General features: G+C 54.3%; 19 protein-coding genes and 1 pseudogene. 12 read left to right on the forward strand and 8 right to left on the reverse strand.

What is annotated here, in order from left to right; all coding sequences use genetic code 11:
- Window positions 1-28: 28 nt before the first annotated feature.
- Window positions 29-823, reverse strand: a complete 795-nt coding sequence (locus tag OM794_RS19505) for a gamma-glutamyl-gamma-aminobutyrate hydrolase family protein (RefSeq protein WP_226246792.1) — start codon at window positions 821-823, stop codon at window positions 29-31.
- A gap of 266 nt (window positions 824-1,089) precedes the next feature.
- Here OM794_RS19505 and OM794_RS19510 point away from each other — a divergent pair, with 266 nt between their 5' ends.
- Window positions 1,090-2,478 carry a glutamine synthetase family protein gene (locus tag OM794_RS19510; protein ID WP_226246791.1) on the forward strand — a complete coding sequence of 463 codons (1,389 nt, stop codon included), beginning with the start codon at window positions 1,090-1,092 and terminating at the stop codon, window positions 2,476-2,478.
- A 187-nt stretch (window positions 2,479-2,665) separates the two neighbouring features.
- Here the strand turns inward: OM794_RS19510 and OM794_RS19515 are convergent, their stop codons facing one another.
- A complete protein-coding gene (locus OM794_RS19515) occupies window positions 2,666-3,958 on the reverse strand; it encodes an NAD(P)/FAD-dependent oxidoreductase (protein WP_226246790.1) in 1,293 nt (430 codons plus the stop codon).
- Window positions 3,959-4,257: 299 nt separating this feature from the next.
- Here OM794_RS19515 and OM794_RS19520 point away from each other — a divergent pair, with 299 nt between their 5' ends.
- From OM794_RS19520 to OM794_RS19540, 5 genes are all read left to right on the forward strand, one after another.
- On the forward strand, window positions 4,258-5,445 hold the full coding sequence (locus OM794_RS19520) for a M24 family metallopeptidase (protein WP_226246789.1): 1,188 nt from the start codon (window positions 4,258-4,260) through the stop codon (window positions 5,443-5,445).
- Window positions 5,446-5,582: 137 nt separating this feature from the next.
- Window positions 5,583-5,960 carry a hypothetical protein gene (locus OM794_RS19525; protein ID WP_226246788.1) on the forward strand — a complete coding sequence of 126 codons (378 nt, stop codon included), beginning with the start codon at window positions 5,583-5,585 and terminating at the stop codon, window positions 5,958-5,960.
- A 172-nt stretch (window positions 5,961-6,132) separates the two neighbouring features.
- Window positions 6,133-7,527 (forward strand): YfcC family protein, encoded by a 1,395-nt coding sequence (locus OM794_RS19530; RefSeq protein ID WP_226246787.1) that lies wholly within the window; start codon window positions 6,133-6,135, stop codon window positions 7,525-7,527.
- An 18-nt stretch (window positions 7,528-7,545) separates the two neighbouring features.
- The gene (locus tag OM794_RS19535) at window positions 7,546-8,247 is read left to right on the forward strand and encodes a DUF1028 domain-containing protein (RefSeq protein WP_226246786.1); all 702 of its coding nucleotides are present in this window, start codon (window positions 7,546-7,548) and stop codon (window positions 8,245-8,247) included.
- 52 nt (window positions 8,248-8,299) lie between these two features.
- Window positions 8,300-9,559 (forward strand): allantoate amidohydrolase, encoded by a 1,260-nt coding sequence (locus OM794_RS19540; protein WP_226246785.1) that lies wholly within the window; start codon window positions 8,300-8,302, stop codon window positions 9,557-9,559.
- A gap of 20 nt (window positions 9,560-9,579) precedes the next feature.
- On the opposite strand, the gene OM794_RS19545 is transcribed toward OM794_RS19540, so the two are convergent.
- On the reverse strand, window positions 9,580-10,335 hold the full coding sequence (locus tag OM794_RS19545) for a FadR/GntR family transcriptional regulator (RefSeq protein WP_027957091.1): 756 nt from the start codon (window positions 10,333-10,335) through the stop codon (window positions 9,580-9,582).
- Window positions 10,336-10,517: 182 nt separating this feature from the next.
- On the opposite strand from OM794_RS19545, the gene OM794_RS19550 reads away from it, so the two are divergent.
- The 3 genes from OM794_RS19550 (at window position 10,518) to OM794_RS19560 (ending at window position 12,866) form a co-directional block, all read left to right on the forward strand.
- A complete protein-coding gene (locus OM794_RS19550; protein ID WP_226246784.1) occupies window positions 10,518-11,636 on the forward strand; it encodes an alkene reductase in 1,119 nt (372 codons plus the stop codon).
- Window positions 11,637-11,767: 131 nt separating this feature from the next.
- Window positions 11,768-12,235 carry a TspO/MBR family protein gene (locus tag OM794_RS19555; RefSeq protein ID WP_226246783.1) on the forward strand — a complete coding sequence of 156 codons (468 nt, stop codon included), beginning with the start codon at window positions 11,768-11,770 and terminating at the stop codon, window positions 12,233-12,235.
- Window positions 12,236-12,266: 31 nt separating this feature from the next.
- Window positions 12,267-12,866, forward strand: a complete 600-nt coding sequence (locus OM794_RS19560; RefSeq protein WP_226246782.1) for a cell division protein ZipA C-terminal FtsZ-binding domain-containing protein — start codon at window positions 12,267-12,269, stop codon at window positions 12,864-12,866.
- A 29-nt stretch (window positions 12,867-12,895) separates the two neighbouring features.
- Here the strand turns inward: OM794_RS19560 and OM794_RS19565 are convergent.
- A pseudogene (locus tag OM794_RS19565) lies at window positions 12,896-14,484 on the reverse strand (ABC-F family ATPase).
- Between the two features lie 111 nt (window positions 14,485-14,595).
- Window positions 14,596-15,450 carry a sirohydrochlorin chelatase gene (locus OM794_RS19570; RefSeq protein ID WP_226246781.1) on the reverse strand — a complete coding sequence of 285 codons (855 nt, stop codon included), beginning with the start codon at window positions 15,448-15,450 and terminating at the stop codon, window positions 14,596-14,598.
- Between the two features lie 127 nt (window positions 15,451-15,577).
- Between OM794_RS19570 and OM794_RS19575 the strand changes: the two genes are divergently transcribed.
- On the forward strand, window positions 15,578-16,168 hold the full coding sequence (locus OM794_RS19575; protein WP_226246780.1) for a gamma-glutamylcyclotransferase: 591 nt from the start codon (window positions 15,578-15,580) through the stop codon (window positions 16,166-16,168).
- 2 nt (window positions 16,169-16,170) lie between these two features.
- Here OM794_RS19575 and OM794_RS19580 read toward each other — a convergent pair whose 3' ends face one another.
- From OM794_RS19580 to OM794_RS19590, 3 genes are all read right to left on the reverse strand, one after another.
- Window positions 16,171-16,698, reverse strand: coding sequence for an HPP family protein (locus tag OM794_RS19580; RefSeq protein WP_226246779.1), 528 nt, complete (start codon window positions 16,696-16,698; stop codon window positions 16,171-16,173).
- 203 nt (window positions 16,699-16,901) lie between these two features.
- Window positions 16,902-17,198, reverse strand: coding sequence for a YciI family protein (locus OM794_RS19585; protein WP_226246778.1), 297 nt, complete (start codon window positions 17,196-17,198; stop codon window positions 16,902-16,904).
- A gap of 21 nt (window positions 17,199-17,219) precedes the next feature.
- Window positions 17,220-17,513 (reverse strand): hypothetical protein, encoded by a 294-nt coding sequence (locus tag OM794_RS19590; RefSeq protein WP_226247031.1) that lies wholly within the window; start codon window positions 17,511-17,513, stop codon window positions 17,220-17,222.
- A gap of 208 nt (window positions 17,514-17,721) precedes the next feature.
- On the opposite strand from OM794_RS19590, the gene OM794_RS19595 reads away from it, so the two are divergent.
- Both OM794_RS19595 and OM794_RS19600 read left to right on the forward strand, forming a co-directional pair.
- Entirely contained in the window at window positions 17,722-19,395 is a 1,674-nt protein-coding gene (locus OM794_RS19595; protein ID WP_226246777.1) for an isovaleryl-CoA dehydrogenase, read from the forward strand.
- A gap of 197 nt (window positions 19,396-19,592) precedes the next feature.
- Entirely contained in the window at window positions 19,593-20,519 is a 927-nt protein-coding gene (locus OM794_RS19600; RefSeq protein ID WP_226246776.1) for a LysR family transcriptional regulator, read from the forward strand.
- The last annotated feature ends 105 nt before the right edge of the window (window positions 20,520-20,624 follow it).

Below are 20,624 nucleotides of genomic sequence, written 5' to 3' on the forward strand. Positions count from 1 at the left end.
GTTCCTGTTCAGTGTTTGCAATAAGCGTTCAGCCAGCAGTCCGCTGGGTACGATGCTGACGGCATGCCGCCGCAAACCCCTGGAACAGGGCGTCATAGAAAGGATGTTCTTTAGGGCGCCACTCCGGATGCCACTGAACAGCCAGTGCAAACGCGGCGGCGGCGCGCACGGAGACCGCTTCAACTAACCCATCAGGTGCCCAGGCTTCCGCTTCCAGCCCTGGCGCAAGCTGATCAATCCCCTGTTGGTGCAGTGAATTCACTTCAGCATGTTCGCCGCTATAAAGCGCAGCCAGGGCTCCACCAGCGCGAATTTTTACCGTATGGGAGGGTGCATAATGGCCCGCCATGTCGTCAGCGGCCGGCTCTCGATGATCCAGCATGCCAGGGAGTGTTTGAACTGCTTGGTGAAGCGTGCCCCCAAGGGCAACGTTCATTTCCTGAAAGCCACGACAAATGCCAAATAAAGGTAACGCCTGGCGTAACGCCTCATGCACCCAGCAAAGCGCCGCTTCATCGCGCCGTGCGTCATCACGGGTATTCTCCGGGGCGCGTTCGGCACCATAGCGATCAGGAGCGACGTTGGAGTAACTGCCGGTTAGCATCAAGCCATCAAGGCTACCCAACAGATCGACAGCCTGCTCTGCGCGCTGCTCAGGCGTCGTCATATCAGCCACCAGCACTGGGAGAATCACCGGCGTAACGCCGTAGTGGTAGAGCGCCTGAAGAAATTTATCAGTCACCATTTGGGCAGGATGACCTTCCACCTCTCGGCAGCAGGCGATAACCCCCACCAGGGGGCGCGAAGAATGCGTTGCTTGCATAGTCAAACCACTTTGTCGGTTGTTATGTTTTATTCAACACTCAATTCAACATAGCGTGACTCGTTTTATTTTCCAAGTGCAAATTGACTTTTTTGCCAAAATACACACCAAGATATTGAAAAACAAAGGATTAAAAAACAAACCCATCATGAAGAATAAATTTTTATACGCTTTTTGTTATTAAATAATTGACAGAAACGATCGACACCGCAAGGATACTGTTAGCAGAAACACAACTAACACGGCATAAAAATAAGGGTCAACGTATGTCCTCTGCCAATGACACAGACGCTCAAAACGTAGCCTCGGACTTTCTCGACCAGCACCCTGACATCACCACTATTGACCTGCTGATCAGTGACCTTAACGGTGTCATCCGAGGAAAGCGCATTCCTTGTGACAACCTCGCCAAAGTGTTTGAAAAAGGCATTTATTTGCCGGCTTCGGTCTTTGCGTTGGACATCAATGGCAACACGGTGGAAGAGACAGGACTTGGGCTTTCCAGCGGTGACGGTGATCGCGTATGCCGCGCCATTCCCGGCACACTCAACCCGGTCACCTGGATGGATAACAACCAGTATGGCCAGCTGTTAATGACCATGGAGGAGATGGATGGCTCGCCGTTTTTTGCCGACCCTCGCCAAATACTGCGGCGCATTCTTGAGCAGTTCTCCGCCCGTGGCTTAACCCCCGTCGTCGCCCTTGAGCTGGAGTTTTATCTGGTCGACCGCGTACGTGACGAAGAAAATTTAATCCAGCCACCTCAATCCCCTTCCAGCGGCGAGCGGGCTACTCAAAGCCAGCTCTATTCGGTGCTGGAATTAGATGAGTACGCCGAATTTATCAATGACTTGCAGTGTGCCGCCCAGGCGCAAGGTTTGCCGCTGGATACGGTATTGAAAGAGTGCGCACCAGGCCAATTTGAAGCCAACCTGATTCATACAGATGATGCGTTAAGCGCCTGCGACCACTCGGTACTGCTCAAGCGCCTCATCAAGGGCGTTGCATTAAAGCATGGCTTTGAAGCGACCTTTATGGCCAAGCCATACGGTTCAGAAGCCGGTAGCGGTACCCATGTTCACGTCAGTCTGATAGATAGCAACGGACATAACATCTTTGCCGAAAGCGGCGATGACCCGTTGGAGAGCGCAGAACTACAACACGCTGTAGGAGGGCTACTGGAACTGATGCCAGACTCCATGGCACTGTTGGCTCCCAACCTCAATTCGTTTCGCCGTTTTCAGGAAGGACTCTATGTGCCCATGGCACCTACCTGGGGATACGACAACCGCTCCGTGGCAATACGCGTACCCGCTGGCCCGAAAGAAGCACGACGAATAGAGCATCGCGTAGCGGGTGCCGATGTGAACCCCTACCTTTTACTGGCGACCGTGTTGGCATCTATCCACCATGGCCTAACCCAGCAGATTGCACCTGCCGACCCCATTATCGGCAACGCCTATGAACAAATTGCACCTCAGTTGACTAACAGCTGGGCACACGCGCTGCATTTGCTGGGTAACAACTGCGTACTCGGCGAACAACTAGGCGAAGACTTTATTGAAGTGTTCATTGCCAACCGCCAAGCAGAGCGCGCCGACACCATGCGCGAAGTCAGCGCTATGGAGTATGACTGGTACCTGCGGCACGTATGAGTTGTTAGAACAGAGAGAGGTGCTGCTCGCCGCCTCTCTCTTGTTACTTATGCCTGTCTTATCCTGCTACCCTGTCCTTCTATTAGCTTTTTATGCCGTGTTATCCGTGAGCCTCCGGGGCAAATAAAAACGGGCTGACGAACGTATTCGCCAGCCCGTTTTCAAACCATCATCAAACTAATCAGCACTAAACCGCCAAACGGTCACGCATAGCGTAGAACCACGCGCCCATTGCGGAAAGCGGAACACGTAGCAACCGCCCACCTGGCATGGGTAGGTGGGAAATCTGCGCAAAAGCTTCAAAACGCGTTTCTTCACCGCTAATCGTTTCTGCCACTAACTTGCCGGCCAGATGGGAGCACGTTACCCCATGGCCAGAGTACCCCTGGGCGTAGTAAACGTTGCTATTAATGCGGCCAAATTGCGGCAGGCGGTTGAGTGTCAGCAGAAAGTTACCGCTCCAGGCGTAGTCGACGCGAACATCGCCAAGCTCTGGGAAGGTAGATAGCATTTTTGGTCGAATAGCAGCCTCGATACTGGAGGACTCTTGCCCGCCATAGTTCACGCCTCCGCCATACAGCAAACGGTTATCGGCGGTCAGGCGATAGTAATCCAAGAGGTAATTACAGTCTTCTACCGCTTTGTTGTTCGGCAGTAGTCGTGCCGCTACCTCTGCCGACAGCGGCTCCGTAGTAATAATCTGGGTGCCACACGGCATCGCTTTGCTTTCCAGCTTGGGCAGCAACCCTTGCAAATAGGCATTGCCAGCCATGACCACCCGCTGCGCAGTCACTCGCCCCTTCGGGGTATGCAGTGTTACCGGCTCACCGTGTTCCACTCTTGTCACGGGAGAATGTTCAAAAAGCTTTCCACCCAACGACTCCAGCGCCGCCGCCTGCCCCAGCACCAGATTGAGGGGATGCAAATGCCCACCAGAGTGATCCACCAAGGCGCCCACATAGCGTTCGCTGCCTATTTCTCGCTTGACCTCTTCGCCTTCCAGCAGCTCAAGCTGCTGATGACCATAGCGTTCCCATAAGCTTTTTTGATCCTTTAAGCCTTCCCACTGTTTCTTATTACAGGCGGCAAAAAGGTTGCCCTCTTTTAGGTCGCAGTTGATCTGATACTTTTCAATGCGCTGACGGATAATCTGGTTACCCTCGAATGCCATAGCCCCCAGTGCTCGGGCGGTTTCAGCGCCGTTTTGCTTTTCGATAACATCCATATCACGGCTATAGCTATTAACGATCTGCCCGCCATTGCGACCGGAAGCCCCGAAGCCTATCGCCACACTTTCCAGCACCACCACTCGGTGACCGCGTTCCGCCAAATGCAACGCTGCAGAGATACCTGTAAACCCAGCCCCCACGACACAAACATCACATTCCACATCCCCCTCCAGCGTGGGCCTTTGTGATTTGGAGTGTGACGATGCTGCGTAGTAAGAAGCCACATGACCGGAAGAAGCTTGAGGTTGCATTTGCCACCACCCTTTTGTTGATTATTTTAACCAAAATAATCATATAGACCGCTGCAAAAATACGCAACCCTAGAAAATACCGGCATTCTAGAGGGGTAACACTTTATTCTCTGCAAAAAATGTTACTAAAAAAGCAACACTCACTCATAACAAGTCACGGTCACACACTGGAAAGAGTGGCCTTTCGCTTATATACCATCCCTCTGAAGGCGAACTTTCATGTCCTCTAACGTTGAGGGGAATAAAAGCGAGCTTTATGCAGGCTCCTATACTGGGCTTATCAATTGATGGAGGTCGCTATGGATTATCATCACTACCGCAAAGCCCTTGCGAAAACGCTCGCCCAGAGTGAACTGCCCTTTCCCGCCGTCGAATATCAGGCGCGCCTGGATAAAGTGCGCCATGACATGGAACAACAAGCGTTCGATGCGCTGCTTCTCACCGACCCCGCCGATATCAATTACCTCACCGGCTATCACACCTTTGAAGTCTCGGTGCACGCCTGTCTGGTCTGCACTCAAGAGCGGTTAGTACTTCAAGTCGCCTCGATTGAAACCGGTGCGGCAGTCGTTACCGCTCAGGTTGATGAGATCATCGGCTATCGCTGGGAAAACCTCGATGAAATCATTACCCCATTGGCAGATCTACTTACTCCCTGTCAAAAAATCGGTATTGATGGTTGGAGCAGCGGGCTACGCTTTGGCGTCATTGATGCGCTGATGCAAACCATTGGCCGTGAACGTTTTAGCGAGGCAGGCGCGTTAGTCGATGCCATCAAAATTATTAAAAGCCCCGCTGAACTGGAGATGTTACAAGAGAGCGCGCGCATAACCGCCCTAGGTTTAGAAATCGCCATACAGAGCATTCGCCCCGGCATGACGGATAACGACATTGCCGCCGCAGGTGCCAAAGCGTTGCTCGAAAATGGCAGCGAGTTTATGAGCCTGCAGCCCATTGTGACCAGCGGCCACCGCATTGGCGTGATTCACGTCAACCATAAACGGCGTGTCATTCAGGCTAATGAGCCGGTCTTTTTAGAGTTTGGCGCTGCTTATCAACGCTATACAGCCCCCATGATGCGCACCGCGGTGACAGGCGTACCAAACCCAGCGCTCTCCGCCACCCGGGATCTGTGCCGCTCAATTTTTGAAGCGCTGTGCGACGCCATGCGGCCTGGCAACACCTTTGATGCCGCTGCCCAGGCGGCTGATTCCCTACTCGCCCCCCAGCGCGACCAGTATTTCTTCTCCGGTGTATTTGGCTACGCCGTGGGCGCGCAGTTTCCACCTAGCTGGGTGGAGGGCACCGGCTTTATCGCCAAAGGTCAGAACCGCACCTTCGAAGCCAATATGGTGTTTCACCTCCCTCTCTGCCTACGTGTGCCCGGCCAGTGGGGCGTTGGCATAAGCGACACTGTGGTAGTGACTGAAAGCGGAGCCAAACCGCTGACCAATAACGACTGGCAGCTGTTTGAGGCGCGCTCATAGGAGCTTGCGCCTTATAGTCACAGTATTGACAGCTCGATGGAGTAGCGCTATCGTCATCACAGATGCAAATGAGAAACACTATTTTTAGCTCTCTCATCTATATGAGGTGACGATCACTTGAGGTAAAGGTAAGTACTATGACCAGTGAGCAGCGCCAACTTCGCCAAACGTTGATATTTTTGCGCACCTCTTTTGAAGCGGTTCAGCACTCTATTGCTGGCCGCCTGGAAGACCCGCTGCCCTGCTGGCTCGATACCAGCATGCTTTCCATGCTATCGCGGGAGCTTACTCGCTGCTGCCAACAGTCCAAGCCGCTGTTTGCCCCAGCCGTCACCGAACAGCTCTATATCGCCTCCCAGCAGTGCGAGCTGCTACTCAAACAGTGCCCAGGCGTACTCAGCAGTGCAGTCTGCTATCGCCAACTGGGTGCCATTATGCTGCCACTTTCAAGCGCACTGCAGCAGATCGACACTCCCGCCAAGCGGCGTTGGCCTTGGCCTTGGCAACGACATTAATTCCCTTTTCCACAAACAAGCGTGCGATTAAGGCCTCCAAATCGGTCTAATCGGCGCGTTCCTGCCGTTTGAAAATTCAGCCTTGCTTGACCCTGCTATTCATCATGATAAATTCAAGGTGAGGCGCCAACGAGCGTCAACGCTGAGACACATCACAAGAAAGGGTATCCTCATGGCTGAACAACAAACCGCGGCAGCCTCTGGCTCGCGTAAAAAGTGGTATCAGGCGGTTCCCGACCCCATGGTACTAATCTTTATTATTCTGGTTGCTACCTATTTTCTGACCTTCATTATCCCCGCTGGTGAATTTGAACGAGTTACCCAAGATGGCCGAACGGTGGTGGTGCCGGGCTCTTTTGCCTACTTGGAAGACGTTGCCAACATCCCACTCTTCAATATTTTTGTGGCGATTCCTGAAGGGCTTATCTCCGCCTCGCAGTATCTATTTATCGTCTTTATCGCCGGTGGTCTGTTTCATATTCTGCAAAAGACCGGCGCGTTAGAGAACGCGATCGGCGTAGCGGTTAATCGTGTTGGCGTTGAGCGGCGTAACGTGATTATCGTCGTCGGCACCTTTATCTACGGCTTTTTTGGTGTCGCCGTCGGGTTTGAAAACAACATTGCATTAGTCCCCATTGCGGTACTCATCGCCAGCGCCATTGGCTGCTCCAGTTTGGTGGGTACCGCTATGGCCGTTGGTGGTATTGGGATCGGTTTTGCACTCTCGCCCATCAATCCCTATACCGTGGGGGTTGCTCAAGGGATCGCGGAACTGCCGACCTTCTCTGGCGCTTGGCTGCGTACGTTGCTGGTGCTTTCGTCACTGGCACTGCTCTCGCTGTATATCTGCAAACGCGTCGTCAAAATGGAGTTTGAAGAGCCGGATAATGCGGAAGCGTTGAGCAAACCGCTTAACGAATACCATCTTTCCAAACGCAACATTCTCACCATGGTCGTCTTTGTGGGCGGCCTGGTCGCTATGCTCATTGGCGTGTTCACTCGCGGTTGGTATATCAATGAAATTGCGGGCACTTTCCTGCTCCTGGCAATCATCATTGGCGCCTTAAACGGCCTATCGGCGAACGGTATTGTTAAACAGATGATGGAGGGTGCTGCCAGTGTAACCGCAGGCGCGCTGGTGATCGGGGTGGCGGCCTCAATTCAGGTCATCCTTGAGCAAGCAGTGATTATCGACACCATCGTTAACTCGCTGAGCGCCATGATCGACGGCATTCCGTCAATATTTTCCGCAATTATGGCCAGTGTGGTGCAGGGTATTATCAACCTCTTCATACCTTCCGGTTCCGGTCAGGCACTGGTGACAATGCCCATTCTAATTCCAGTGGCGGATCTTGTGGGTATGAGTCGCCAACTGATGATCACTGCATTCCAAGTCGGTGACGGCTTAACGAACCTGATTGTTCCCACATCTGGCGGCACACTCGCCATGCTGGCACTGGGTCGCGTCTCATACGCCCAGTGGTTGAAGGCGATAATGCCCTTTATGGCGTTGGTGTATGTATTAGCCTGGGTAGGGTTGGTGATTGGCCATCTCGTGGGTTACTGAACAACATAGGAAACCGCGATGACGCTTTCACTTGTTCATTGCAATCCTGACACGGGCACCGTCGCTACCATCACCGCTACAGGCGGAGTGGCGGTGGGAGGCTATGTACATCACTGTTGGCGAGGCATTGGGGCATGCGCCACTCAAGGGCGCTTTACCAACCCGTGGTACCCAGCTCGGATATATGAAGCACTTGCCAAGGGCGCCCGCGCCCGGCAGGCGATTCGCGCCGCCGTTAGCGAGGATAGCGACTCAGGGTTCCGCCAATGTTTGGTGATAGATTCTCAGGGCCGCACATCAGCACACTCAGGTGCAGAGAATGTGCCGGAAGTGGCTGAAACCTGCTTCCCTAGCGTCGCTGCCGCTGGGAATATGCTGCAGAGCACCGAGGTCGTGAGGATTTTTGCAGAGCAATTTTTACGCCTTAGCGCCACTAATAGCAGCGCTGCCATTCAGCGCGACGAGTCGCCCCGCTTCCCTATTCATCACGACCAACATCTGCTTACGCATCTGATTGATGCTCTTGATGCTGCTCTATCAGCGGGTGGCGATAAACGCGGTGTACGCTCAGCCGCACTGCGTATCGAGTCGTTTCAGCAAGCCCCCATCGATTTGCGCGTCGACTGGTCGGAAGACGTCGTCGGCGCATTGCGGGCGTTAGTCGATGAGTTTATGGCCGAGAACTTTCAAGCCTTTTGGCGTCAACTGCCGCTGCGCTAAAAGCATTTCTACTCTTTTGCTGGCCCCTCTGCCAGCACCTATTGGAGAGTTTATGACCAACACGGTTGCTCACACTGGTTTTAACCAAGGCGAGCTGGGGAGGGCATTAATTGCCCGCCTGGACGAAGCTGCCCAATACTCTGAGCCAGGCCCCGGCGTCACGCGACTGTTCTGCTCCCAGGCGCATCGTCAGGTACTGCCGTTAATCAGCCGCTGGATGGAACACGCTGGGCTTACTCCCCAACTGGATGCCGCTGGCAATCTTGTGGGTCGCTGCCCCAAAGCTCAAGCGGGTGAGAAAACCTTCATTATGGGATCTCATCAAGATTCAGTAATAGAAGGGGGCAAATACGATGGCATGCTAGGCGTGGCCCTACCGCTATTGGCCTTGGAGGCGCTTAAACGCGAAGGTGTGACGCTGCCATTTGGGATAGAAGTGGTCGCGTTTGGCGACGAAGAGGGCGTTCGCTTCCCTACCACGCTGGTCGGCAGTAAAGCTCTGGCTGGGAGCGTGACACCTGACCAACTGGAAGCCCAGGATGCCGAGGGAATCTCTCTGCGAGAGGCATTAATAGCCTTCGGTTGCACACCTGAGGATATCCCCGCTACCGCCCGCGACCCTGCCAACACCTTGGGATTTTTAGAAGTACATATTGAACAAGGGCCAATCCTGGAACAGCGGGATCATGCGGTGGGCATTGTCACGGCGCTAACGGGTATTGAACGCCACCAAGTCACGCTAAGCGGCAAGGCCGGACACGCAGGCACTACACCGATGGGCATACGTCATGACGCGCTAGTCGGCGCGGCGGAAATGGTGCTTGCCATCGATAGCGTACTGCAGAATACCGATGAGTTGGTCGGCGTGGTGGGCAGGCTCGATGTCCATCCCAATGCGGTCAACGTTATACCTGCTCAGGTAACGTTCACGATAGAGCTGCGCTCACCCAAAGCGACCATTCGCCAGCAAGGGCGAGACGTCGTAACAGCCGCCTTAACGGAAGTCGCCACTCGCCGCGGATTAACCATTAATATTGAAAACACTTACAGCGCCGATGCGGTGGCCTGTGCCGACTGGATGATGACCGCCCTCGAACAGGCGTGCACCCAGGTTGGCCAACCGGCAGAGCAAATGTTTAGCGGCGCTGGGCATGATGGCTTAGCGATGCAGGCATTAACCGATATCGGCATGCTGTTTGTACGCTGTAAAGATGGGCTTAGCCACCACCCAGACGAAGCTATTACCGCCGAAGACGGCGAAGTCGCGACGCGAGTGATCATGGCATTTTTACAGCAGCTGCCACGTCCATAGCGTTTTCCGCCCTCAGCCCGTTACGCTAGTGGCTCAGGTAAAAAGCCTCGGCGTACCTGAGCCTCCTGCTGATTCATCACTTGTTGGGCATCGAGCATATGCTCGCGCATGATGTTATAGGCACTTTCGGCATCGCCAAGCTCAATGGCATCCAAAATTTCTGCATGATAACGACAGCCAGTCTGTCCTAAATCGTGGGTAACTGGCTCATAGAGACGGTGATAAATCGTCAGATCTGAGAGCACCTGGATGGTGAAGCGGATAATAAATGTCAGCAGTTGATTGCCACCGGCCAGTTCAGCGAGCATTAGGTGGAAATGCAGCGAATCAAGGTGTTGCTGACGCTCAGTCTCACTATCGTCCGCAGGGTCTGCGTAACTATGCAGGCTTTCACGTAAACGCACCATATCACTGGCAGCCACTTTACCGGCTAACGAAGCGGCCAATTCAGGCTCTAACGCCAAGCGTATCTGGTAGATATCCTTGATTGATATCTCTTTGAAAAACAGGTAATTGCTTAGTAGCGATACCGCTTTGGCCTCACTCATCTCACGAACGAATGCGCCGCCTCCGGGCCCTGTGCGGGTTTCGACCAACCCCTGGGCTTCCAGTACTCGGGTACTCTCGCGCACTGTCCCTTTCGACACCTGCAGGGTCTCCATCAGCTCCGACTCGCTAGGTAGCCGGTCACCCGGCTTTAGGTGCCTGTCCACGATCCAGCATTTAATGGTTTCCGCCACCTGATAAGGGCGGCGCTGAGGGGCGTTTTTTAACATGCTATCAACAACATCCTGGGTAATAAGCAGCAAGAGTACCAGAGAGATCGCGAGTTTGAATGCCACATAAAAGGTTATCTAGCGCATAAATGCGTTTAAAAATATCTGGCTGGCACTAACTAGTAAACTGGTCTATTCTGGTGCGTACTATTTCATCAAAGCATTCAAAAGGAGCTTAATTGATGGCTTTCGAAACACTATTTACTCCCCTCCAACTGGGCAGCCTATCAATCCCTAACCGCGTCATTATGGCGCCGCTGACCCGTTCGCGTACGCCAGATAGTGTGCCGGGCAAGATGCAGGAAGCTTACTACGGCCAGCGCGCAGGAGCGGGGCTAATCATTAGCGAAGCCACCAATATCTCCCCCACCGCCCGTGGCTATGTGTATACACCCGGTATTTGGACGGATGCGCAGGAAGCTGGCTGGAAAGGCGTCGTTAACGCGGTACACGCAAAGGGTGGCCGTATTGCCTTGCAACTGTGGCACGTTGGGCGTGTTTCCCACGAAATGGTTCAACCTGATGGCCAACAGCCCGTTGCGCCGAGTGCGCTGAAAGGCGAAGGCGCCCAGTGTTTCGTCGAGTTTGAAGACGGCACCGCAGGTCAGCACCCTACCAGCACGCCACGTGCACTGGAAACTGACGAGATCCCCGGCATTGTCGAAGATTACCGGCAGGCGGCCATTCGCGCCAAGCGCGCTGGTTTCGATATGGTCGAAGTCCACGCGGCGAACGCTTACCTGCTTAACCAGTTCCTGGCGACTGGCACCAATAAGCGTACCGACCAGTACGGCGGTTCGCTGGAAAACCGTGCTCGCTTCCCGCTGGAAGTCGTCGACGCCGTGATTGACGTCTATGGCGCTGACCGGGTTGGCATCCGCATGACACCGTTCATCGAGCTGTTCGGTTTGACCGACGACGAGCCGGAAGCCATGGCGTTCTACATGGCCGAGCAGCTTTCAAAGCGTGGTTTGGCCTATCTGCACCTGAACGAACCCAACTGGGCCGGTGGCGATATCACCTTCCCTGACGGTTTCCGTGAGCAGATGCGTGAGCGCTTCAGCGGCAGCCTGATCTACTGCGGGAACTACGATGCCACGCTTGCACAAGCGCGTATCGGTGATAACACTGCCGACGCCGTTGCTTTTGGCCGTCCGTATATCGCTAACCCTGATTTACCCGAGCGCTTCCGTGTGAACGCCCCGCTCACCGAGCCCAACCACGAAACCTTCTACGGCGGCGACGAGAAAGGCTACACCGATTATCCGTTTATGGATAATGGCTATGACCGTATGAGTTAAACAGCACACTATTATTGCTGCGACTCCCTTACGTTGGAAAAGCATCACTTAAGTGATGCTTTTTTTATATCTGCTTATAGTAAAAATGCTGCTAGGCTATTGATTCTTTCGTTTGAACACACAGGTGATGAATGCTTGGTTCGCTGTTAGCGCTGCTGGTGTCTCTACTGCTAGTCGGCGCTGCCGCCATGACCGGTGCGCGCTTTCGACCTGATGGTTGGTACCGCGAACTCAGTAAGCCAAGTTGGACACCACCGAATATCGCTTTTCCTATCGCTTGGGGCATACTGTATCTATTGATGGCTATCGCCGCATGGCGTATCTATATGGCGGATGACTCAGCATGGCGCTCGGCAAGCTTAGTGGCTTACGCACTGCAGCTTACAGTTAATGCCATGTGGTCATGGCTGTTCTTTGGGCGCAAGCAAATTGTCGCAGCGCTGGTAGATATCATGGCGTTACTGGTATTAATTACGATTGTCATCGCACTGTTTTTCCAGGTAAACACCCTAGCCGCGTGGCTTATGGTGCCCTACTGGCTCTGGGTAGCACTTGCGCTAGCCCTCAACGCCACTATTTTGCGGCTAAATAAAGCCTGAGCGCTGATTAAAAACAAAGGGTTCTGAGAGTATGGATCGCACCACCACTATAATAGTACTCGCCTTCATATCGCTGGTATTGGGCGCAATGGCAACGGCGATATTTATTTATGTCATTGTGCCCTGGCGGCGCCGACGGCGCGCAGCGAAAGAAAGAGCCGCTAACCCAGCACCGACTCAAGCGAATAGCCCTCCAGAACAGCCCGAGCCATACACCTCGGCCAAGCGCACGAGCAGTGTGAAACAGCACTCACTCTTTATTATTTTTGATCAGCCCAGTGAGCGTTCTGATAAGCAACTCAGCGAGTGGTTACGTGAGAAAGACGCTCATTATGAACCGCTCAAAAAAGTCTTCTTAATCAACGGGCAGCAGCCCGCTAACCCCATTACTATTGCCAATGCCTTTTTACCGGGCGAGCTGCCGGATCTCTTCAGAGATGAGCGCGGCAGCGAAATGATCAAAGGGATCAGCCTCATCGTCAAGCCTCCTTTACGTAAACGCCGAAACCAGCAAATGGTTGTTTTTGTTGAACTCGCCAAGGAAGCGGCGGCGCTATTCAATGCCAATGTACTGGATACCGAGCATAAAGCGGCAACCGAAGAAACCTACGCCCAGATCATTGGTGAGTAGCCTTAGCGGTACTTCTTGTACCTATAGACTTACACCACCCCCTGGCTACGCAGGTAGTCGTCGTAGCTGCCGCTAAAATCGACAATGCCATCGGGCTGCATATCAATAATGCGCGTGGCTAGCGATGACACAAACTCGCGGTCGTGGCTCACAAACAGCAGCGTGCCGGGGTAGTTCTCCAGGGCCAGATTCAGCGCCTCGATAGATTCCATATCCAGGTGGTTGGTCGGCTCATCCATCAGCATTACGTTGGGCTGAGTGAGGATTAACTTACCGAACAGCATGCGCCCCTGCTCGCCACCGGAAATGACCTTCACCGATTTGCCAATATCGTCGCTGGAGAACAGCATCCGCCCCAGGGCACCGCGAACTACTTGCTCGCCCCCCTGCGTCCATGCCGACATCCACTCAAACAGTGTGGCATCGACGGCAAAATCATCGCTGTGATCTTGAGCAAAAACACCCACCTCGGCGGCTTCGGTCCACTTCACTTCGCCAGCATCCGGGTGCAGCTCGCCCGCCAGGGTTTTCAGCAACGTGGTTTTACCAATGCCGTTGGGGCCGATAATGGCAATCCGCTCGCCGGCTTCTACGGTCATGGAGAGGCGCTCGAACAGCGGCTTGTCGCCCTCATAGCTCTTGGTAATGCCATCCACGTTAACGGCGTTGCGGTGGATTTTCTTGGCTTGATCAAAACGGATAAAAGGGCTTACCCGACTGGAAGGCTTGATGTCTTCCAGCTTGATTTTATCGATTTGACGCGCCCGAGACGTGGCCTGCTTGGCCTTCGAGGCGTTGGCAGAAAAGCGGCTTACGAACTGCTGCAGCTCGGCAATCTGGGCCTTTTTCTTGGCGTTGTCCGAGTGCTGGCGCTCACGAACCGCAGTGGCGGCGGTCATGTAATCATCGTAGTTACCCGGGAACAGGGTAATTTCACCGTAATCCAGATCCGCCATATAGGTGCAGACGCTGTTCAGGAAGTGGCGGTCGTGGGAGATGATGATCATGGTGCTGCTGCGCGCTTTAAGAATATCTTCCAGCCAGCGGATAGTATTGATATCCAGGTGGTTGGTGGGCTCATCAAGCAGCAGTACATCCGGGTCGGAGAACAGTGCCTGAGCGAGCAGCACGCGCAGTTTCCAGCCGGGTGACACTTCGCTCATTGGGCCGGTGTGTTGATCAATGGGAATCCCCAGGCCCAGCAATAATTCACCGCGCGGGACTCAGCGGTGTAGCCATCCAGCTCTGCAAAGCGGACTTCAAGATCGGCGACGGCCATGCCATCCTCTTCGCTCATCTCGGCCAGGGAGTAAATGCGTTCGCGCTCGGCAGCCACCGACCACAGCTCTACATTGCCCATGATCACGGTATCGATAACACGCTCGTTTTCAAACGCAAACTGATCCTGACGTAGCTTACCCAGCCGGGTACTGCTATCCAGCATCACCTGACCGGAAGAGGGCTCCAGATCGCCACCAAGAATTTTCATAAAGGTGGATTTGCCGCAGCCGTTCGCACCGATCAGGCCGTAGCGGTTGCCGTTATTGAATTTAACGGAGACATTTTCAAACAGGGGCTTGGCCCCAAACTGCATGGTGATATTGGCGGTTGCGATCACAAAAAAAGAGCCCCGGTTAGCATATCTGTAACGACAGCTTTACAGTAAATAGAAAGGCTCGCGATTCTACGCGCTATTGAACGGGTATTCACCCATCAGACTTTAGTCACATCAACTGATTGCCGGGATATCGAGTAGAAAGCGTTCATCATCAATCGCTTGGCGAAATCGCGAGTGTAAAATATCGACGACGCCTTGGTGCTCCCCCACCAGTTGGGTCGTGGTAACGGAAAGCCCTGGATGCTGTTTTTCAGCGGCGGCGCATATTTCCGCAATATCGCCGCCCTCCCCGGCGTGGCGCCCCGGCGAAAGAAACAGCATCGCCAAGATAACCGGGCCTGTCTTGAACTCCGGCAGCGCCAGCAAGTTTTCCAGCAGTGGCTCGTTAAAGCGGTACTCATCGCCCTCGCGGCGCTCCATGGAGGCAGCGGCAACACAGGCTACGTCATCGGCCAATAGCACACTAAGCTGTCCCGCCAGGCGGTTGCGCACGGCGGTGACTTCGGGAATCGGGCTACCGTGATCCACCAGCGCCACGTGGGGTTTAGCGCCTGGCCGAAGCTTGTCGCGCACATTATCGGCCAGCAGATGGGCTAAGCGCAGGTCGTTATCACCGAACTCATCCACCAAGGGCTGGGCTACACGCACTTTAACTTGGGGAAAACGCTCTTGCAGCGTGGCCATACGTTCAGGCAGGTAACCCGTGAGCGCTTTGCTGGGGCCGAAAAAGAACGGCAGCACAATAATCTCCGTTGCTCCCTGCTCGGCACTGCGTTCAGCGGCGGGACCAAGGGTAGTGGCGGGAATGCCACCTACCTCTTCTGCTGGGATCTTGTTGGAGTGCAGCAGTGAAGCCGCCTGTACGGTTTCGCCTAACAACTCGCTGAGTGAAGCCGCCACGTGGCGTAAATTCAGCGTTGCCTGCGCTCGTAGCGAGCCGTTATCCACTAGAAAAATCGCGCGCATGCTTGCCTCTACTAATTGGGTTGAGTGAGCTGTCGGGTCAGTAATCACCAGTGGCATGGTAAGATGGCTGCTTTACAACGGGTGTAGCCCACGATGCTATTTGATGACGATATGTTGCTTGATAACCATGCTTGATACCACTGCTCTTAACCAGCAAAGAAACTTCTTTGAGGGCCATGCCGCTATTTGGCTATTTGGCTACGGCTCGCTGATTTGGAAGGCGGATTTTGCCTACTTAGAGCGTCGCCCGGCGTATATACACGGCTGGGAGCGGCGATTTTGGCAGGGCTCCCACGACCACCGTGGCACGCCTGAAGCGCCTGGGCGGGTGGCGACGCTGGTTCGCGCCAAGGGTTCGATTTGCCACGGCATGGCCTACCGCATTACCCCGGAAGTGCTCGCCCCGCTGGATGTGCGTGAGAAGAACGGCTATTTGCGGGAAAAAGTAGCGCTGACGTTCGTTGATGAGAAGGCGTCTGTTGCTGAGAAGAGCAGCGGAACCGAACAGAGTGAAGGACTTATTTATCTGGCCAGTGAAGACAATCCAGCCTTTTTGGGCGACGCGCCGCTTGATGAAATCGCTCAGCAAATTGCCAATGCCCATGGCCCCAGCGGCCCCAACCGCGACTACTTGGTCAACCTCGCCAAGGCGCTGCGGGAACTAGGTGCCAACGACGCCCATATCTTTGCCCTGGAACAGCAGCTGAGCCAATTTTAACATTACCAGTAGCGTGGATAGCGGCGGTGGCGGGCAAGGTTATTGACCAATATGGCGATGACCAGCATCACTACACTGCCCGCGCCGATTGGCAAAAGAGGGTACCACCACCCTAATTGATGAACACTGGCGCCCCCGCCTACCGCAATCAGCGCCGCCGCGGCGCCCGGTGGGTGAACCGTGTGGGTTAGCTGCATACCCAATACCGAGAGTGAGACGGCCAGGGCCATTGAGAGCGGTGTCGCCCCCAGCAGTTGATAGCAAGCAACGCCAATACCCGCGGAGAGCACGCTGCCAAACAGTACATGGCTGGGCTGAGCAAAAGGACTTTCAGGTGCCGCATAGATGAGCACCGAGGTTGCGCCGAAGGAGCCTACGATCAGCAGTTGTTGTGACAGCCACGCCGAGCTTAACCAGCAAATGACCGCCATACCGGTAAAGGCCCCGAGCCATGACCAAAAAGCATCCTGCCAGCCTACCCAGGCACGCTTGACTGGCTGCCCCCGCATCTTGCCAAGATAAGTCTTCATTGCACTCGCTTTGCACAAAATGAGTGCAAATGATGCCAAAATGCACCAAATAAGCAAATGACAATCTATCATGCCCCTAATGAAATTGACTCAAGGGCAACCTGATTACTCATCGTCAGTGCATGGGGTGTTAACCAAGGTGAGAAACAGGGGCATTATTTTATGACATTTTTTATAAACAATACCCGAGCTCGTTCGTCATACTAGATAGAGGGGTCAAACAGCTTAACTTCGCGTATATCGACCTGCTCCCAGACACGCTCATTCATATAAGGCTCTTGCGCCAGCCAAGCCTCTAAATCTTCTCGAGTGGCAAATCTGAAATGTGCATTTGAACCAATCATTTTACCTTCATCGTTCAGCACTACCCCTCCACTGACGAAATTACCCGACCGATAGAGAGTACGGAGCCCCTCCAGGTGCGGCTCGCGACAAGCCAAGCGGCGGTTTAAGGCACCTTCATCGGTGTAATCGTAGGCGACCAACGCAAACTGCTTCATCTACTACTCCTCTTAGTGTGTTTACATCATCAACCATGAAAGAATAAACAGCCCCAGCACGGTACGAAAAATACCGCCGATTAGCGAGCCACGCAGAAATGCGCGCAAACCGCCCCACAGGATCAGCAGCCCGATCACTAAGACGGTAATACTGAAAAAGGAATCATTGATCCCCAGCGAACGGGTCAAGCCGTCGATAAAATCGCCGAACGCTGCAAAGAAGTTGGTAAAAATGCTCAGCAGAAACTCCACCACCACGCGGATCGCTTCGCCGATAGTTTCGCCAATTTCGTCAAAAAAGCCATTTGCCTGCATCGCGTTTGCTTGCATTGATAGTACCCAAGACTGAGAAGGATTAGCGACATTGTCGGTTAAATACGCTGACTGAGCAAAGCAAGGCAAATCCATTCCACTCTTCGCCTTCCGTTTTTAGCGACTTTACTGCCAAGCAACTACCCTAATAATCATGAAACGTTCGTTTAAATACCCCCCCCTTATCGTCACTACGCGCTAGGTGCTTGCCATGACCCACTACTATCCACTTGCCGATCAACTTCACGCCAGCACGCACTTGGTGGAAAACCAGCCGCCGTCACTGGAGAACTACAACAGCTACACTACTGATCGTGCGCTTCAGGAGGGCGTTAGACGAGAAAGCGGCTCTGACGACGACGCTCCACTCAAGACATTTGGTCAGTGGGCGGGCTCCGCCGAGGCGATTGCCTTAGGGGTTGAAGCCAACCGTTACTCACCCCAGTTAGCGACCCACGACCGGCAAGGCCATCGGGTCGATTTGATCGAGTTTCATCCCGCCTATCATCGGCTTATGCAAACGGCGATAGAGCACGGCTTGCATGCCAGCCCCTGGAGAAAACCTCAGCCCGGAGCGCATGTTAACCGCGCCGCCCGCTATTTTTTACAGGCCCAGGTAGAAGCAGGCCATGGCTGCCCGATTACCATGACCTTTGCCGCCCTGCCCGCGCTTCGCCACCAGCCTAGCTTGCTCGTAGAGTGGGGCGATAAAGTCACCGCGCCACATTATGACCCGCGCAACGTGCCCTATTTCGAGAAACAGGGTCTCACTCTCGGCATGGCGATGACCGAAAAACAGGGCGGCTCCGATGTGCGTTTGAACACCACCCGCGCTTACCCCATTGGCCAGTGCGGGCCCGGCGAAACCTACGAGCTGGTGGGGCATAAGTGGTTTGTCTCTGCCCCCATGTGCGATGCCTTTCTGGTACTCGCCCAAGCGCCCGGCGGCTTGAGCTGTTTTTTGCTGCCACGCTGGCGGCCCGACGGCAGTAAGAACCCGCTTCATATACAGCAGCTAAAACGTAAAATGGGCAACGTATCGAATGCTTCCAGCGAGACCGAGCTGCGGGGCGCCTTTGCCTGGATGGTGGGCGATGAAGGCCGCGGCGTGCGCACCATCATCGAGATGGTCGCCATGACCCGCTACGACTGCATGATTGGCTCAGCTGCCGGAATGCGCCAGGCCACCGCCCAGGCGATTCACCACGCCTCTCATCGGCATGCCTTTGGGGCGCGCTTGAGCGAGCAGCCACTGATGCAAAATGTGCTCGCTGACTTGGCCATTGAGAGCGAAGCCGCCACCAGCTTAATGCTGCGCATGGCCCGGGCTATGGATCACCAGGACAACGAGCATGAGCGCCTGCTTTCGCGAATCGCCACCCCCGTCGGCAAGTACTGGATCTGTAAGCGCACGCCCCACCACGCTTATGAAGCGATGGAGGTAATTGGCGGAAGCGGCGTCATGGAGACCCATATGATGGCGCGCCTGTTCCGCGAATCGCCCATCAACGCCATTTGGGAAGGCAGCGGAAATGTGCAGTGTTTGGATATCCTGCGTGCGATTGAAAAACAGCCCGAAGTGCTCGACGCCTACTTCGCCGAACTTGCCAAAGCGCAAGGCGCTGATGCGCATCTTGACCGCTTTATTCACCAATTACAGCGGTCAATGCAGGATACCCAAGCGCTCCAGTACCGCGCCCGCCAGTTAGCGGACAGCATGGCTCTGGCGCTACAGGGCGCCCTACTGGTGCAGCACGCCCCTGCCTGCGTGGCTGATGCCTTCTGCGCTGGTCGGCTTGCCGACCGCAGTGGCCTCAATACAGGCACGCTACCCACCGGGCTGGATTGCGCGGCGATTATCGAGCGTGCCCGACCGGTGGAATAAGCGTTCACGACTATGGTGGCCTTCCATGCTAAAGCTGATCGCGTAAAACTACTCACATTAAAAAACTATTTACCTCCTGAATTAAAAGCCAGCAACAACGTGATAGCGGGAGAGCTTGGTGCATTGCTAGTCCCAACCATGACAAGTTCGGGCAGGCTTCCGGTAAGATATAAAACACCCCAACATAGGCGTGTTTTATGCTTAACCAGCGTGCATTAACCTACCTCAATGAAGTGATTCGCCGCGGCTCGCTCAGGCGCGCCGCCGCCCACCTCAATGTTGACGCCTCTGCCGTTAGCCGCCAATTAAAAGCGCTCGAAGAAGAGCTGGATACCCAGCTATGTGAGCGGCACGGAAGGGGGATGCGTGCTACTGCAGCGGGCCAGCTCCTGGTGCACCATTTTCATGCCCAGCGAGCATCAGAAGAGGCCGTGCTATCCCAGCTCATGGCCCTTCAGAGCCTAGCGAAAGGGGAAGTTCGCATTGCCGTGGGAGAAGGGTTTATCGCTGACCTGATCGCCGCACCGTTAGGCACTTTTATGTCAGCGTTTGACGGTATCAAAGTTGAAATTCGCATGGCGGGTGTCAATGAAGCGATGTCGTTACTCAAAGATCGCGAAGTGGATATAGCGCTACTTTATGCACCGCCGGTAGACCCGCAGCTTTTTTGCCACGTGGAAACGCGCCAGCCGCTGGATGTCATCGTGCCGCCCAGTCATCCGCTCAGCGAGCTAGATCGCCCTGTGAGATTGCATGACCTCAAGGAGTGGCCTCTTGCGTTAATGGATAACCCTTTCGGTATGCGGCAAATGGTCAATATGGTGGCCCACCAGGAGCGCATTCATCTTGAAGCGCGACTGCATACCAATTCTGTTTCGGTGTTAAAGAATTTCGTGCGCTCAGGCATCGGAGTTACGTTTATGCCTGAACTCACCGTAGCGGATGAAATTGAGCGCGGTGAGATCTTCACACTCCCCATGCAGTACCCGGTGATGAACGGTACGCGGGCACAAATTGTTAGCCTGAAAGGGCAGGAGCTCCCGGTTGCCTCAATCACTTGCATCGACCATTTGCACAAAGGCATGCGCTTTTTCTCCGCCGATGCACCACGACTGTTGCAATAAAAGCCACAGTTTAGGTATTGCATAGTCAACACCTCAATACATAGTCTTTTAGTAGGCACTCCTTATAAATCCAATAACGCGCCCATAGCGCCCCGTAGCTCACGA

Source organism: Halomonas sp. BDJS001 (assembly GCF_026104355.1).
Classification (GTDB): domain Bacteria; phylum Pseudomonadota; class Gammaproteobacteria; order Pseudomonadales; family Halomonadaceae; genus Vreelandella.

Bases quoted from the DNA above. Each gene is read 5' to 3' on its own strand.
- OM794_RS19525 (WP_226246788.1), top strand. From the start codon at position 5,583: ATGACCAGTGAGCAGCGCCAACTTCGCCAAACGTTGATATTTTTGCGC.
- OM794_RS19515 (WP_226246790.1), bottom strand. From the start codon at position 3,958: ATGCAACCTCAAGCTTCTTCCGGTCATGTGGCTTCTTACTACGCAGCA.
- OM794_RS19600 (WP_226246776.1), top strand. From the start codon at position 19,593: ATGCTTAACCAGCGTGCATTAACCTACCTCAATGAAGTGATTCGCCGC.
- OM794_RS19520 (WP_226246789.1), top strand. From the start codon at position 4,258: ATGGATTATCATCACTACCGCAAAGCCCTTGCGAAAACGCTCGCCCAG.
- OM794_RS19540 (WP_226246785.1), top strand. From the start codon at position 8,300: ATGACCAACACGGTTGCTCACACTGGTTTTAACCAAGGCGAGCTGGGG.
- OM794_RS19560 (WP_226246782.1), top strand. From the start codon at position 12,267: ATGGATCGCACCACCACTATAATAGTACTCGCCTTCATATCGCTGGTA.
- OM794_RS19595 (WP_226246777.1), top strand. From the start codon at position 17,722: ATGACCCACTACTATCCACTTGCCGATCAACTTCACGCCAGCACGCAC.
- OM794_RS19590 (WP_226247031.1), bottom strand. From the start codon at position 17,513: ATGCAGGCAAATGGCTTTTTTGACGAAATTGGCGAAACTATCGGCGAA.
- OM794_RS19535 (WP_226246786.1), top strand. From the start codon at position 7,546: ATGACGCTTTCACTTGTTCATTGCAATCCTGACACGGGCACCGTCGCT.
- OM794_RS19570 (WP_226246781.1), bottom strand. From the start codon at position 15,450: ATGCGCGCGATTTTTCTAGTGGATAACGGCTCGCTACGAGCGCAGGCA.
- OM794_RS19530 (WP_226246787.1), top strand. From the start codon at position 6,133: ATGGCTGAACAACAAACCGCGGCAGCCTCTGGCTCGCGTAAAAAGTGG.
- OM794_RS19550 (WP_226246784.1), top strand. From the start codon at position 10,518: ATGGCTTTCGAAACACTATTTACTCCCCTCCAACTGGGCAGCCTATCA.
- OM794_RS19585 (WP_226246778.1), bottom strand. From the start codon at position 17,198: ATGAAGCAGTTTGCGTTGGTCGCCTACGATTACACCGATGAAGGTGCC.
- OM794_RS19575 (WP_226246780.1), top strand. From the start codon at position 15,578: ATGCTTGATACCACTGCTCTTAACCAGCAAAGAAACTTCTTTGAGGGC.
- OM794_RS19545 (WP_027957091.1), bottom strand. From the start codon at position 10,335: ATGTTAAAAAACGCCCCTCAGCGCCGCCCTTATCAGGTGGCGGAAACC.
- OM794_RS19580 (WP_226246779.1), bottom strand. From the start codon at position 16,698: ATGAAGACTTATCTTGGCAAGATGCGGGGGCAGCCAGTCAAGCGTGCC.
- OM794_RS19505 (WP_226246792.1), bottom strand. From the start codon at position 823: ATGCAAGCAACGCATTCTTCGCGCCCCCTGGTGGGGGTTATCGCCTGC.
- OM794_RS19510 (WP_226246791.1), top strand. From the start codon at position 1,090: ATGTCCTCTGCCAATGACACAGACGCTCAAAACGTAGCCTCGGACTTT.
- OM794_RS19555 (WP_226246783.1), top strand. From the start codon at position 11,768: ATGCTTGGTTCGCTGTTAGCGCTGCTGGTGTCTCTACTGCTAGTCGGC.